This is a genomic window from Chryseobacterium polytrichastri (assembly GCF_900142445.1).
Taxonomy (GTDB): Bacteria; Bacteroidota; Bacteroidia; order Flavobacteriales; family Weeksellaceae; genus Chryseobacterium; species Chryseobacterium polytrichastri.
This window is the reverse complement of sequence record NZ_FRAV01000046.1, coordinates 23318-37821: the sequence shown is the minus strand read 5'-3', so window position 1 is coordinate 37821 and position 14504 is coordinate 23318. Positions and strand designations below refer to the sequence as shown.

16 protein-coding genes are annotated in these 14504 nt (G+C 33.8%); 9 read left to right on the top strand and 7 right to left on the bottom strand.

The features are described from left to right. Positions 1-280 precede the first annotated feature (280 nt). The 4 genes from BUB80_RS23770 (at position 281) to BUB80_RS20480 (ending at position 3257) form a co-directional block, all read left to right on the top strand. On the top strand, positions 281-1315 hold the full coding sequence (locus tag BUB80_RS23770) for an RHS repeat domain-containing protein (protein WP_317043913.1): 1035 nt from the start codon (positions 281-283) through the stop codon (positions 1313-1315). After that, positions 1312-2028 (top strand): hypothetical protein, encoded by a 717-nt coding sequence (locus tag BUB80_RS20490; protein WP_073297127.1) that lies wholly within the window; start codon positions 1312-1314, stop codon positions 2026-2028. The genes BUB80_RS23770 and BUB80_RS20490 overlap by 4 nt, the downstream gene beginning before the upstream one ends. Positions 2029-2268: 240 nt before the next feature. Then, entirely contained in the window at positions 2269-2727 is a 459-nt protein-coding gene (locus BUB80_RS20485) for a redoxin domain-containing protein (protein WP_083547309.1), read from the top strand. A gap of 11 nt (positions 2728-2738) precedes the next feature. Continuing rightward, positions 2739-3257, top strand: coding sequence for a DsbA family protein (locus BUB80_RS20480; RefSeq protein WP_073297124.1), 519 nt, complete (start codon positions 2739-2741; stop codon positions 3255-3257). 200 nt (positions 3258-3457) lie between these two features. On the opposite strand, the gene guaB is transcribed toward BUB80_RS20480, so the two are convergent. The 7 genes from guaB to BUB80_RS20445 form a co-directional block, all read right to left on the bottom strand. Beyond that, entirely contained in the window at positions 3458-4918 is a 1461-nt protein-coding gene (gene guaB, locus BUB80_RS20475) for an IMP dehydrogenase (RefSeq protein WP_073297121.1), read from the bottom strand. A 400-nt stretch (positions 4919-5318) separates the two neighbouring features. Beyond that, positions 5319-5822 (bottom strand): DUF4252 domain-containing protein, encoded by a 504-nt coding sequence (locus BUB80_RS20470; protein WP_073297118.1) that lies wholly within the window; start codon positions 5820-5822, stop codon positions 5319-5321. Between the two features lie 12 nt (positions 5823-5834). Next, positions 5835-7115, bottom strand: coding sequence for a DUF4252 domain-containing protein (locus tag BUB80_RS20465; RefSeq protein ID WP_073297115.1), 1281 nt, complete (start codon positions 7113-7115; stop codon positions 5835-5837). Positions 7116-7184: 69 nt separating this feature from the next. Continuing rightward, entirely contained in the window at positions 7185-7844 is a 660-nt protein-coding gene (locus BUB80_RS20460) for a hypothetical protein (protein ID WP_139262822.1), read from the bottom strand. Then, complete coding sequence (locus tag BUB80_RS20455; RefSeq protein ID WP_073297112.1) at positions 7819-8328, bottom strand: RNA polymerase sigma factor; 510 nt, start codon at positions 8326-8328, stop codon at positions 7819-7821. Before BUB80_RS20455 ends, BUB80_RS20460 begins: the two co-directional genes overlap by 26 nt. A gap of 98 nt (positions 8329-8426) precedes the next feature. Next, complete coding sequence (locus tag BUB80_RS20450) at positions 8427-9587, bottom strand: GlmU family protein (RefSeq protein WP_073297109.1); 1161 nt, start codon at positions 9585-9587, stop codon at positions 8427-8429. A 184-nt stretch (positions 9588-9771) separates the two neighbouring features. Further along, positions 9772-10023 (bottom strand): type B 50S ribosomal protein L31, encoded by a 252-nt coding sequence (locus BUB80_RS20445; RefSeq protein WP_054511422.1) that lies wholly within the window; start codon positions 10021-10023, stop codon positions 9772-9774. A gap of 185 nt (positions 10024-10208) precedes the next feature. Here BUB80_RS20445 and BUB80_RS20440 point away from each other — a divergent pair, with 185 nt between their 5' ends. The 5 genes from BUB80_RS20440 to BUB80_RS20420 all read left to right on the top strand — a co-directional run bounded on the left by BUB80_RS20440 (position 10209) and on the right by BUB80_RS20420 (position 14429). Then, entirely contained in the window at positions 10209-11618 is a 1410-nt protein-coding gene (locus BUB80_RS20440) for a hypothetical protein (protein WP_073297106.1), read from the top strand. Beyond that, a complete protein-coding gene (locus BUB80_RS20435; RefSeq protein ID WP_073297104.1) occupies positions 11618-11944 on the top strand; it encodes a nucleotide pyrophosphohydrolase in 327 nt (108 codons plus the stop codon). The genes BUB80_RS20440 and BUB80_RS20435 overlap by 1 nt, the downstream gene beginning before the upstream one ends. Before the next feature lie 73 nt (positions 11945-12017). Beyond that, positions 12018-13241 carry a 3-phosphoshikimate 1-carboxyvinyltransferase gene (locus tag BUB80_RS20430; protein WP_073297101.1) on the top strand — a complete coding sequence of 408 codons (1224 nt, stop codon included), beginning with the start codon at positions 12018-12020 and terminating at the stop codon, positions 13239-13241. 20 nt (positions 13242-13261) lie between these two features. Further along, positions 13262-13747: a hypothetical protein gene (locus tag BUB80_RS20425; RefSeq protein WP_073297098.1), complete on the top strand. Its 486-nt coding sequence runs from the start codon at positions 13262-13264 to the stop codon at positions 13745-13747. A gap of 16 nt (positions 13748-13763) precedes the next feature. After that, positions 13764-14429 (top strand): hypothetical protein, encoded by a 666-nt coding sequence (locus BUB80_RS20420; protein WP_073297095.1) that lies wholly within the window; start codon positions 13764-13766, stop codon positions 14427-14429. The last annotated feature ends 75 nt before the right edge of the window (positions 14430-14504 follow it).

Sequence of the window (14504 nt, the reverse complement as noted above, 5' to 3'; positions counted from 1 at the left end):
ATTATTAAAGATATTGTGGAAAGATGCGGTGGGGATCCTAATAAAGTGAATGAAATTTTAAATCCAGAATGAGGTTTCGAACACTTATGGCGTCTTGCTCGTATCCCAAGGGAAAGTTATAATAAAAACCTCGTATTTTGCGAGGTTTTTGTGTTTTATAATACAGTTGAATTTTTAGCAAAAAAGTCTTTAATTTTTTTATTGGTAAGCATTTTTTCCACGAGTCTGAAAATGGTTTTCTTGTTCAAATTCTATCGTCTCTAGGTTAGTATTGGATTGAATACTTACCTCAAAAGGATTTTACAGCTTTACGGAAAATCGTTATATTTACCAGTATAGAGACCACTTAGGAAATGCAAGAGTCAATTTTGCTAAAAACGCCGCAGGAGCTCTGGAAGTTACAGATACTAATAATTACTATGCCTTTGGAATGAATCATATTGGCAGTATGAAAAGCTTATTGGGCGGATATCAGAATTACAAATATAATGGTAAGGAATTGCAGGAATCCGGAGTGTATGATTATGGGGCGAGGATGTATATGGCGGATATTGGAAGATGGGGAGTAATTGACCCTCTTGCAGAACAAATGCGTCGTCATAGTCCTTACAATTATGCTTTTAATAATCCAATACGTTTTATCGACCCAGATAGAATGGCTCCTGAAGGAGACTACTATACAAAATTTGGAAGATATTTAGGAAATGATGGAAAAGTTTATATTTCTGATGGTATTGGAAAAGACAAAAAAGGAAATGCCACTTTTGCCAATGCTAAAGAACTTGATATAAACCAAAGTAAGTTAGAGGCAAAAGCTTCTACTGTTTTTGGAGAAAGTTCTGCTTTTAAATCTGAGATGGGAACAGAACTAAAAAAAGAAATGTATTCCATTGCAAGTGTGCACGAACAAAACGGTGAAGCTTACGGAGGTAGTAGCCAACAAGCAGAATCATTTAGGGATACTGAAAAAACAGATAGAAATGGGACGAAAATGCAGGTTGCTGTAGGAGCGGTAATTAATGCTGTAACAGGAGGTGCTGATTATAGTAATGGAGCAAAGCAATGGGATGGAAAAGAGCAAGCATTATTTCCAGCATCAGACAATAGAAAAAGTACAGGACGATTTGAATTGCATATGAATACGATGGGTTGGAATATATCAGATGGAGATTATGCCAAATGGAAAGGTGCTGTAGGTTCTGGCTTCCAAGCACCACAGGTAAAGGCAGCAACCACAGGTATGAACAAAGGTAAAATTAGACTTCAATCTTCAGCAGTATATAATCAAACAATTTTCTGGAAAGTAACAAAATGAGAATAGCAATTATTTTAGTAGCGACTTTATTAGCAACCTGTTCAAAAAAGAATGATAATAAGCCTATCCAATCTGTAGAAATTAAAAAAAATAAGACCACAGATATTTTAGAAGATAGTAAAAGGCTTTTTACTTATCTATACGATGAAAAAGACTTGCCTATTGAAGTAATATCATACAATGAACAAACAAATACAATAGAGTCTAAATCGAACTATACTTATCAAAATGGAAAATTTAATTATGTTTCTCAGGGTAATGTAAAAGATGTTGATTACACTCAGTCTGTACTAAATTATTTGTATCAAGCTAAGGATTTATCAACCAAAGGAATTAAGATTGAACATCCTGAAGCAGTCAGTAGTGAAGTTAATGACCTTGCTACTATTTTAACAGTGGGTAAGAATTATGATGATTTTAAAAAAGACTCTATTGTAAACGGAAATGAAAAGACAATAATTTATAAGAACTTTAATAAAAAAATCCGTTTTTATCCTTCTTATATTACGTTATTTATTCCTGAAAGCGAAATCATCAAGGACTATAATTTGGTAATTAAAGATAGTTTACCAATAAAGGAAACCTTTTTACTGGAGAATAATAAGAGTTTAAAAAGAGAATATTTTTATGATAAAAACAGAATCAAAAAAATAACTTACATAAGTTCTGACCCAACTAATAAATTACAAAGAGAATTTATTTATAAGAATTAGAAATCTTTTTTCCATGCTCGTTCCTTTAAAGATACCCCCTCGCAAAAATGCGAGGTTTTTGTGGTTTATAGTGCGACAGAGTTTTTAGCAAAAAAGTCTATTGGTCAATTTTTTTTCAACGAGTCTGAAAATAGCTTCTTTTAGCTTTTGAATATACCCTATCTATTTTAATTAATTTATCTCATCATTTTTCAATAATTAAATCTTTATCCTTAATTTTATTACCCAAACCACAACTCTATGATACTACAACAAGGAACCTCAGCGCCCGATTTTGAGCTTCATGCGACTCCCGATCAGAAATTAAAACGCTCTGATTTTTTAGGTAAAAATTTAATCTTGGTTTTTTATCCGGCAGACTGGAGTCCTGTTTGTGGAGATCAAGTGGCTTTGTATAATGAGATGCTTAGTATTTTTCATAAATACAATGCAGATATTCTTGGGATCTCTGTAGATAGCTCTTGGTGCCACGATGCTTTTATGGCAGATCGGAAATTACATTATCCGTTATTAGCAGATTTTAACCCTAAAGGTGAGGTTTCCAAAGCATATGGAGTTTATAATGAAGAAAATGGAACTTCGAAAAGAGCACTGTTTGTGATTGATAAGGATGGGATAATCCAATGGAGTTATTTGTCACCAGACGGAATTAATCCTGGAGCTGATGGAATTATCGATGCATTAGAAAATTTAAAATAAAAACTATAAATATGTCTACTTTAAGAATTCCGATTGGTCCGAATGATCATGTTCAGGGAAATCCGGAAACTGCAAAAATTGTGTTGGTTGAATATGGAGATTACCAATGTCCTTATTGTGGACATGCTTTTCCTTTGGTCAAAAAATTTATTGAGGAATATCCCGATGATGTTGCCTTTGTTTTTAGAAACTTTCCCTTAACGGATTCTCATGAATATGCCATGTCGGCGGCGGCAATTGCTGAAGCTGCAGGAAATCAGGGGAAATTCTGGGAAATGCACGATCTTATTTATGATAATCAGAATTTACTGAATGAAGGCTTGCTTAAAGAATGTATAAGAGTACTACAATTAGATGTTAATAAAATTGAGAATGATATAAGTACATCTGAAATTCAGGATAAAATTGAAGCTGACTTTGAAGGCGGCGTAAGAAGCGGCGTTAACGGAACTCCATCATTTTTTGTGAACAATCAGAAATGGGAAGATTATGATGGAACGTATGATTGTTTCATTGACCTACTTTCTTAGTTTACAACCATAAAGCACTGACTCCAATAATCTTAAGCTTTAATCAATATAAGTTTTGGCTAAAGCCAATTTTGCCAATCTATATTTTGAAAGCGGACTAAAGTCCGCTCCTATTGATAATTCTAACTGAAATTATTCATTTAAAAACACACAAAAGCCACACAAATTGTGTGGCTTTTAATTTATCTCTTAAAATTATCTTATAAAGAATAATTCGGAGCTTCCTGAGTGATGATAACATCATGTGGGTGAGATTCTTTCAATCCGCTTCCTGTGATCATTACCATTTTAGTGTCGGTTTGTAAAGCTTCAATATCTTTAGCTCCACAATATCCCATACCAGCTCTAAGACCTCCTGTTAATTGGAAAATTACATCTTCCAATTTTCCTTTGTGTGGTACTCTTCCTTCAATTCCTTCCGGAACGAATTTCTTAGCTTCACTTTGGAAATATCTCTCTTTTCCACCTCTCTTCATTGCAGAAAGACTTCCCATACCTTGGTAAGACTTGAATTTTCTACCTTGGAAAATAATTTCTTCTCCCGGAGCCTCATCAGTTCCAGCTAAAAGAGAACCTAGCATTACTGCTCCAGCTCCACTTGCGATTGCTTTTACGATATCTCCTGAAAGTTTAATACCTCCATCCGCAATTACAGTAACATTTTTAGATTGAGCATATTCGTACACGTTGTAAATCGCAGATAATTGAGGAACCCCAACTCCGGCAACAACTCTTGTTGTACAGATAGAACCAGGACCAACACCTACTTTAAGAACGTTTGCTCCTGCTTTAATTAAATCTTCTGCAGCTTCTGCAGTTACAATATTTCCACCTACGATATCCAAATCTGGGTACGCTTGTCTGATTTGTTTGATTTTATCTAAAACTCCTATAGAATGCCCGTGTGCAGAATCAATAGCAATAATATCTACACCAGCTTCTACTAAAGCAGCGATTCTAGCCATTGTATCTTCTCCAACCCCTACTCCGGCTCCAACGATAAGGCGTCCTTTTTGGTCTTTATTAGAGTTTGGATATTCTAGCTGATTGTCGATATCTTTGATAGTAATTAAACCAACCAATTTATTATCCTGATCTACAATCGGAAGTTTTTCAACACGGCTCTTAAGAAGAATTGCTTTTGCTTTTTCTAAGTTGGTATTTTTATCAGAAGTGATCAGATTTTCTTTCGTCATGATCTCTTCAACCTTAAGATTAAGGTTTTCCTGATATTTTACATCTCTATTGGTGATAATTCCGATCAATACATTATTAGCATCTACCACTGGTAAACCAGAGATTTTATATCTGCTCATTGTTTCTTTAGCCTCAGCCAAAGTGTGATCTTTTGAAAGGGTAACAGGATCAGAAATCATTCCGTTTTCAGAACGCTTTACACGGTTAACCTGTGCAGCCTGCTCTTCAATCGTCATATTTTTGTGAATAAAACCTAAACCTCCAACTCTTGCCAATGCAATAGCGAGGTCACCTTCAGTAACTGTGTCCATTGCAGCAGATACTATCGGAACATTCAGCGTGATTTTGTCGGTAAGTCTTGATTTTAATGAAACCTGGTTAGGTAAAACTTCTGAATAAGAAGGGACTAGAAGAACGTCATCGAAAGTGATGGCTGCCTCTACAATTTTGTTATGAATAGACATCTTTACTTTCTTTGCAAAATTAGGCTATTTCAACGAGATATGAAAATCCTTTTCAATAGTTTAAATAAAAATTAATAATCAATAACTTAAATCGAAAAACCGATCTTATGAGGAACGGTCTTTCTTGTACAAAATAACTTGAATATATAAGGGTTAACTTATTCTAACTATGATAAAAAGGGCAATTGTTATTACAACTATTTATTTCTCTGCAAAAATACTTCAGAAATACATAAAAACATATTCTATATAATTATTTTAATCTTAATTTAATATTAAATTAAAAATATTATCCAATATGATTAAATCAATTTAAACATTAAACATTCTATCTATAAAAAGCCGTTCATATGAGGAACGGCTTACTTGTACAAAATAATTGAGTATATGAAGGGTTTAATTATTTTTTATCAGCTGCAGAACTGATCATTTTTGTAATATCATCTGCTGTAAAGCTTCCTCTTACATCTACAAAAACCAATTCTTTATCGGATTTTACCGTAATCAACATATTTTTGATCATTTCTCCTTTTTGTTTTACACGGATATTCACATTATCTCCATCGTGTTTTATGCTTGCCCAATCTTCGTAATTGTTTTTATTTAAATAGCTGGCATAATCTTTCAACATTGCGGGATCACCATTTTCCACGGTTAATACTTTAATTTTAGAAACTTTATTAACCAGATTCAACAATTCTTCATCCTCCCCTTTTTCTTTCAAAGCCTTCTTAATAAAAGGTTTCGCTAAAAACATCGGTACGTTGACACTTTCAAACCTTGCTCCTTTAAAATCATAATCTGAATTGCTGAAAAAATCCATATTAGGTCTGTGAGATACTACACATGATTGCAATAGGAACATTGCACAAGCTAATAGAAAGATGTTTTTTAAAGTTTTCATGGCAAATGATTTTTAGTTGATTGGCTTTAATGTTCCGCCAGAGTTTTTACTGATATTTGAAGTAATCTCAGGATTTCCTTTATACTTTACCAAACCTCCAGAAGACGCTCTTACCTTTAATGTTTCACTAACATTTACAGAAAGACTTGCACCAGATGTAGATTCTGCCTCAACAATGCTTGACTTTAGATTTTCAGCTTTACAAAGCGCTCCACTACTGATATCAAATACAGCAGCCGTTACCTGTCCTTCAAAACTTGTATCAGAACCGCTTGAGGCTTTTAATACAAAATCTTTAGAATCAACCTCAGCTTTAACAATAGAACCTGAAGTTGCCTCAACGTTCGTGGTATTGGATATATTGAATTTTCCTTTCACTGTAGATCCTGAAGAAGCATCAATCGTAAGATTATTTTCCTTAACAGAGTTTACCGTTGAGAAATTGGCACCTGATGAGGCCTTGATACTATTCATTCTTGGAGAAGAAACATTCACACTTAAATTCTTAAACCTTAAGTTTCTAACTCCTTTGTTATCAATATATACTTTCAGAATACCATTTTCAACCTTAGTAATAACATATTGAAGTTTGTCTGCATCTGCAATTACTTTAACATTGGTAGGACTTTCCTGTTTGTAAACTACATTTACACCAGTGCTTACATGAATTCCCGAGAACTCTCCCACATTTCTGGCTTCACCATTTAAATAAGAAGGATTATTCTGCGAAGTCAGACTACTTTTTGTATTACTTGTCGGATATAATTTTGTTTCGCTTGAATTAATGATCTTACTCACATCATCCATCGAGAGTTTTCCGTCAAGCATTACGAGAATATTTTCTCCGCTGTCACTGTTGATACTTAACAGCAAATCATCCAAAATTCCGTCTTTAGCTTCCGAAGAAAGAAACTTTATTTTCGCTCCGGAATTATTTATAGACATTATTTCACTGTACTTCAACGTTTTTAAATACGAAGAAATGTCTTTGCTTAATTGCATCAGATTACCCTGAACCTTTTTTCCTTCAGTACTATTGGCTTTTTCCGGATTTTCCGTGATCAAGACTTTTAATCCGTTTATTTTTGCCAATAATGGCTTAATCTGATCCAGTTGGGCATCATCAATATTAAGGCTACTTAGCATCCCAAACATGGGTTTTGCAATCTTAATAGAAGTCACTCCTTCTACTTCCTGATATTTTTCAAACAGTTTATCAAATTTGTCTCCTTGTCCATACACATTATAGAAATGGGAAAAAACAAATGCGAATATTATCAATATTTTTTTCATGAGTCAATTTTTATTTTTTCTGAGTTGATTAATGCCTGATCAGGTTCATAAATCTTTTGTTTTTTTTAGTTAGTAATCGTCATCCATCACTTTGGGTTGCGCTAATTTTTCACTTACGTTATTTGCAAATATTTGAAATGAATACTTAGTCACATTAATAGCTTCTTCTACGTTGTCGATTCTTTTACCGTTTACAATCACATAAGAATTTTTGTATCCTAAAGAATCTTTTTTAGAAGAGTTGCTAACAAATTTTGGTCTTCTTTCTTTTTTCAATCTTCCTTTTTTAGGTAAGATATCATCTAAAACATCTTTTTCAGCTACTGAATTTCCCTGAAAAATCGAATCTTTTTTAGCTTCAGCAATAGAATCATTAGGAATAGCTACTGCCACCTGCCCTTGATGATCATTATTTTCTTCGATGAAATCTTTTTTCTGTTGTCTAATTTGATTCTCAACCAGCTGCGCTTTATCTTTTACTGCTGTATTTTGATTCTCTTTAAAAATAAGACCAACACCAAAAACCAAAGCTACACTTGCAGCCATCCAAAACCATTTTGGGAAAGAAGGTTTCGCTTTTGTAGTAAGCGGAATGATGGGAGTTTCTTTATTTTCAGATGTTCCGCCTTCTGCTTTTTGAAGAAAATCTTCAAAATCCCAGTCCATTTTCTCTTCCTTTATCTGCTGGAAGACTTCGTCGTATTTATCTTGAAATTTGTCGTTGTTCATAATTCATCAATTGTGAGATTTGTTCTTTTACTTTTTGTCTTGCTCGCATAAGATTTACTCTTACTGCATTTTCTTCCATTTCCAGCATTTCAGAAATTTCAGAAACCTCATACTCTTCTACATCTTTTAAATGGATTACCATTTTTTGTTTCTCCGGAAGCTCATTAATAAAACCAATAATGTGTTCTTTTAAATTATTCACTTCCATACTGTAAAGCTCGGACCGGTGTAATTGCATATCTGCAAAGCCCTGCCTTACGTCGTGGTGTTTGAGCCTGTTCAAACACTCGTTCCGGACAGCTTTCAAAGCATAGGATTTTAAATTCCCAAACTGTGCCAGCTCCTCTTTTTTTTGCCAAAACTTAATCATAAGATCCTGTACAACATCTTCTGCTTCATCGCTGCTCATAACAAATCTTTTCGCAAAGCGATACATCTCATTTTTGAGAATGAATACCGTATCCTTAAAAGTTTCTTGGGTCATGAGTTTTGTTTCTATTAGTAAGACAATTAAAAAATTAATTCTATTACATCATAAATGAAAAAAACTTCAAATATTTTGAAGTTTTTGTTTATCATATATTAATACGTTTCAAAAACATATTTCAAAATAGCTTTATCATCATCTGTTAAAGGTACTTTTCTTCTTGCCATGGCTTTCTCTGCAACCTCGTATGCTTTATCTAATTTAAATTTTTCATCATCTTTAAATCCACCCCAAGAAAAATTCTCTATAAGATTGGGAGGAAAGCCTGCTTTAAAAATATTAGAAGCAACACCTACAATTGTTCCTGTATTTAACTGAGTATTGATCGCTGTTTTAGAATGGTCACCCATAATCACTCCGGCAAATTGCAATCCTGTATCTTCAAAAGCTTTGGTTCTGTAATTCCAAAGTTTAACGTGTCCGTAATTATTTTTAAGATTAGAAGAATTGGTATCTGCTCCAAAATTGCACCATTCTCCAATCACCGAGTTTCCTATAAATCCATCATGCCCTTTACTGGAATAACCAAAAATAATGATATTGCTAACTTCACCGCCCACTTTACAATGCGGACCAATCGTTGTAGCTCCATAAATCTTAGCCCCTAAATTAAATTTAGAATTATCCCCAAGCGAAATCGGACCACGAAGATTACAACCTTCCATGACCTCAGCATTTTTACCAATGTAAATTTTTCCTGTTTTAGTATTGATGGTAGAAAACTCAATTTCTGCACCCTCTTCAATAAACAGATCTTTTTTATCTCCTAAAAATCCGTTGGTAGAAGAAAGTTCCTGAGAAACTCTTCCTTTTGTAAGCAATTCAAAATCGAAATCAATTGCTTTATCATTATACGTAAATAAGTCGGTTGGCTTTTTAAAGAAAACAAGCTCTTCTTTAATATCCGTCATTTTTTCGATCTGATGAAGCGAAAAATCTTTCATATTGATCTTTGCTGCAATCAGTTCGTCTTCATACACCAAAGCCTCCCCTTGTTTCAGCTCTTTAATTTGCTGAACAATGTTTTCAGTAGGTAAAAAGTTAGTGACTAGAAAAAGACTTTCTTTATCTTCCGGATTTCTGAATTTACCTTGTAAATAATTTTCCGTGAAATAAGAAACGTCTGTGTTTTCTAAGATTTTCTGCCATCTTTCGGCGAACGTAAGAATTCCGCATCGCATTTCGGCAACGGGACGTGTAAAAGTAAGCGGAAGAAAATCTTCCCAATATTGTGCATCTGAAAATACTAATTGCATTTTGATAATAAGTTAGATATTAAAGGCTAGAAGTTTATGACTGAATCATTTTCATTCCCGCCTAACGCAAAAATACAAATAGTAACACTAACTTTTAACTTCTCTGCTTTAATTTCCACCGAAAAGCAATAAAAAAAGTCTTCCAAATAATTGGAAGACTTTAGTATTTTTGAGGTTCAAAAAATTACTTAGAGAATTTCTTGTACTTATTCATGAACTTGTCTACTCTACCTGCAGTATCAACCAACTTCACTTTTCCTGTGTAGAAAGGGTGAGAAGTAGAAGAGATTTCCATTTTAAGCAAAGGGTACTCTTGTCCTTCATACTCGATAGTATCTTTTGTCTCTGCAGTAGATTTGCAAAGAAACACCTCGTCGTTACTCATATCTTTGAAAACAACAAGTCTATAATTTTCTGGGTGAATTCCGTTTTTCATAATACAATTTTTTAAAAAATTAAAGTTCTGCTTTCGAAATAGTAATGGATATTTCTCTGCTAATTTTAGGCTGCAAAAATACAATATTTTTTTTAATTTCCAAATACTCACCCAATATTTTTTTCATGATAAGAAAATTAAAGTATTTTCGTTAAATTTGAAATCTATATTAAACTTTAATTTCGATGAAATTCAAATTATTACTGGCCCTTTCCTTTTGGATGCTTCTTATTGTAGTATCATGCAACAAGGACGATATCAGCTTTGATGCTCCTTCACAGCAACTTAGCTTCTCAAGAGATACTGTATTTTGCGATACCGTATATCATCAGGTTCGTTCTGAAACCTACGTTGTAAAAGTATACAATAATGAAAATAAGGATATTTTAATCCCAAGAATTAATCTTGAAAAAGGGGCAACCTCTTTATATAAAATAAATGTAGACGGAAAACCAGGATATGATTTTAAAGATGTTCCGTTAAGAAAAAAAGACAGTCTTTATATTTTTGTTGAAATTGCTCCACAGGCCACAGGTCCGGAAGCTATTGCTGAAGACCGAGTGATTTTCACCAGTCCGGCTGGTCAACAACACGTTACTTTATTTTCTGTGGTTCAGGATGCTGAGTTTTTTATTCAAACACCTACCAATCCAAACCTTATCACCAATAACACGACCTGGAATAATGATAAAGCTAAGATCATTTATGGAGACCTTACCGTCAACCCAAATGTTGTATTAAATATTCAGGCAGGAACAAAAGTATATTTCCATAAAAATAGCGGAATGAAAGTTTCTACAGGATCTACATTAAATATTAATGGAATCTTAGACAAAGAAGTTATTCTTAGAGGAGACAGAAATGATGCCGACCATGATACGCTTCCTAAAAACTGGAACTCTATCAGAATGGCAGCCAACTCAACGCTTAACATGAACCACGCAAGACTTTTCGGAGGAACAAGAGGTTTAGATATGAGACAAACTAATGCAACCATCAGCAACTCTTTCATTCATACATTCCAAGAATATGGAATCTACGCTGTTGGCTCTACCGTAAACGCTAAAAACTTAGTAATGAACAACTGTGGAGAATCTTGCATAGGAATCTTCCTCGGTGGAAACCATACATATACGCATGCTACAATTGCTAATTACTCTAGGGTACTTTCTTCTATGAACAGAAACGGAATTTTTGCAACCAATGAATGGAAGAATGATGCCGGACAAACCGACCAGGGAGCATTACAACAACTGAATATAAGAAACAGTATTGTCTACTCTGACAGAGATAACGCTGTAAATTTCGAACAAACTCCTGGACAGCAGTTTAATTTTATTATTCAAAATAGTTTGCTGAAATATTCTGGAACTACAGAAGCAGGTTTCCCATTTGATAATAATACAAGTGTAATTCAGAGTTTCAAAAACGAAGATCCTCAGTTTGTTAATTATTTTACAGCACATCTGAATCTTCGAGTAAAACCTAATTCTTTCGCAAGAGGAAAAGGAAATACAACAATTGCAGGAACTGTTCCTACAGACATCGTTAACGTATCAAGAACAACTAACCCAACGCTTGGAGCCTATCAATAATGGAAATTACAAATATGCAACAGCAAGTTGATGAATGGATAAAAACAATTGGAGTCCGTTATTTCAATGAACTGACCAATATGGCGATGCTAACTGAAGAAGTAGGTGAAGTTGCCAGAATTATTGCCAGAAGATATGGTGAGCAAAGTGAAAAAGAAAGCGATAAAAGTAAAGATCTGGGAGAGGAACTAGCTGATGTACTATTTGTAACATTATGTCTGGCCAACCAAACCGGAGTGAATTTGCAGGAAGCTTTCGATAAAAAAATGAAAATAAAAACTGATCGCGATAAGGATCGTCATCAGAATAATGAAAAATTAAAATAAGATCCTAGATGTCAGATTTCAAATGCTAGACTATTTGAAATCTGATGTCTACAATATAAAATCTGAAGAAATAATGAAGCTAGAAAAATCAACACTCATAGGAAATAAAACAGTACAAATTAGCGGTTCGAAAAGTATTTCGAATCGTTTATTGATTTTAGAAAGTCTGTTTACAAACATAAAAATCGGGAATTTATCCAACTCTCAGGATACCCAATTGCTAAAAAAAGCATTGTCTGAAACTACTGATGTTGTAGACATTCACCACGCTGGAACAGCAATGCGTTTTCTTACGTCTTACTATTCTATCGCAGAAGGAAAAACTACGATTCTTACAGGATCAAAGAGAATGAAAGAAAGACCTATCAAAAATTTGGTAAGCGCTCTTCAAGATCTGGGTGTAGAAATTGAATACATGGAAAATGAAGGTTTTCCTCCTTTAAAAATTACAGGAAAGAAAATCACTCAAACTCAGGTGAATGTTCCTGCCAACATTTCAAGCCAATTCATCACTTCTCTTTTGCTTATCGCAGGAAAATTAGAAAATGGATTAGAAATTAATCTTGTAGGTGAAGTTACTTCAAGGTCTTATATTGAAATGACATTGGATATTCTAACAAAATTCGGAATTAAAAATAGCTTTGAAGGAAACACAATTAAAGTGGAACCTTTTAATGCAAATGATGAATCATCCATTGTAAATTACGAGGTAGAAAGTGACTGGAGCTCTGCTTCTTACTTCTACTCTATTGCTGCGCTAGGAAGAGAAACAATGCATCTGAAAAGCTTTTACAAAGAATCTACTCAGGGAGATTCAGCGATTGCAAAAATTTATGAAGAGTTTTTTGGGATTAAAACCATTTACTCAGAAGATGAACACAAGCTTACACTTCAGCCTGATCCTAATTTTTCATTTCCGGAAAAGATCATTTTGGATATGAATAATTGTCCGGACATCGCACAAACCCTTTGTGTAACAGCGTCAGCATTGAAAATTCCATTTGACATTTCAGGCTTAGGAACTTTAAAGGTAAAAGAAACCGATCGACTTTCAGCATTGCATATCGAATTGCAAAAACTGGGAACAGAAACGGAAATTACAGATTTAACCATCAAATCAATTGGGTTCAACCAGCCACAAGAAAACATTTCTATTGGAACCTACCAAGATCACAGAATGGCGATGAGCTTTGCTCCGTTTTGCCTAATCAAAGAATTAAATATTGAAGAGGAAGATGTTGTAGAAAAATCTTACCCAATGTTTTGGAAGGATCTTGACAGTATATTAACACGATAATTTGAAGTTGTGACCATTCAATGAAAAAATATGTAATCATTTTCGCTTTTCTAATTCCTGTTTCATTTTGGGCACAATATCTGTTGCCTAACGAAGAAGTCATTTATTCATTTGAAACGAAAAATGGAAAAAAGATGTCTTTAGTAAAAGACAAGCAGAACCAATATATTCAGTATCGATTTGGAAACAAAAATACTGTTGAAATGGAATTTCCAAAAAGCAGGAACAAAGACAGCTGGAAGCAATTTACCTACAAATCTTATCATAGAGGCGGCGGAAAACAGAATGCAGGAATGAGTCTTGATTATTTATCCTTCACAAATAACAACTACAGCTATTTAATTTCCAGAACCTACTCTGCAGAAGATGAATCATTTTCTACAGGTATTACTGTGACCGACAGCAAAGGTAAAGAAACTGAGATTACAGGCATTTATAAAACCTTTAAAGGCTGTCTATGTAATCTTCAAGACACAGAGGTGAAGAAAGAAGATTTTGGGCAATAATTCCAATCGTACTTACATGAAAAAGTGGCTGCCTTTTTTCTTCATTTTACTAATCTCAATTCTTCATGCTCAGGAGTTGAAAGATTTTTCTGTTCCTAAAAATGCTACAAAGGTTTTAGAAACAGAAGGAGATTTGGATAAAGATGAACTTAACGAAACCGTAATCGTCTATAATACCGGTGAAAAAATTGAATATCAAGGCTACAAAAGAAAGTTTTATATCCTTAAAAAAATCAATGGAAAGCTTAAAATCTGGAAGGAAAACTCATCTTTGCTTGAATCAAGTGAAGCAGGGTTTTATCCGGAAAGTAATCAACTTGAAGTAAGTATAAAAAACAACTGTCTTGTCATTTTACAATCCTTCTTCACCAATTCCAGACACACCGATACAAGCAAGCATACGTTTAGATTTCAAAATGGAGATTTTTATCTGATTGGTGCACTCAATACATTTGATGATACCTGTGAATTTAATTTTCTAAATGACATCAATTTTTCAACAGGAAAAGTCATCATTGATGAAAAGTATTCTGACTGTGATGGAGATGAGGATAGAAAAATCCCGAAAGATGTACACAATGAGTTTTTCCACAAATTTAGCCCCTTAATAAAAATGGACGATTTCAGGATTGGGGAAAACAAATTTAAAATTCCCGATTCAAAAAAGGAAATTACATATTGATTATCAAAAACATAATGAGCAGAATATTTTATTCTGCTCATTTCTATTTATCTTTACTCACACACTTATCCACAG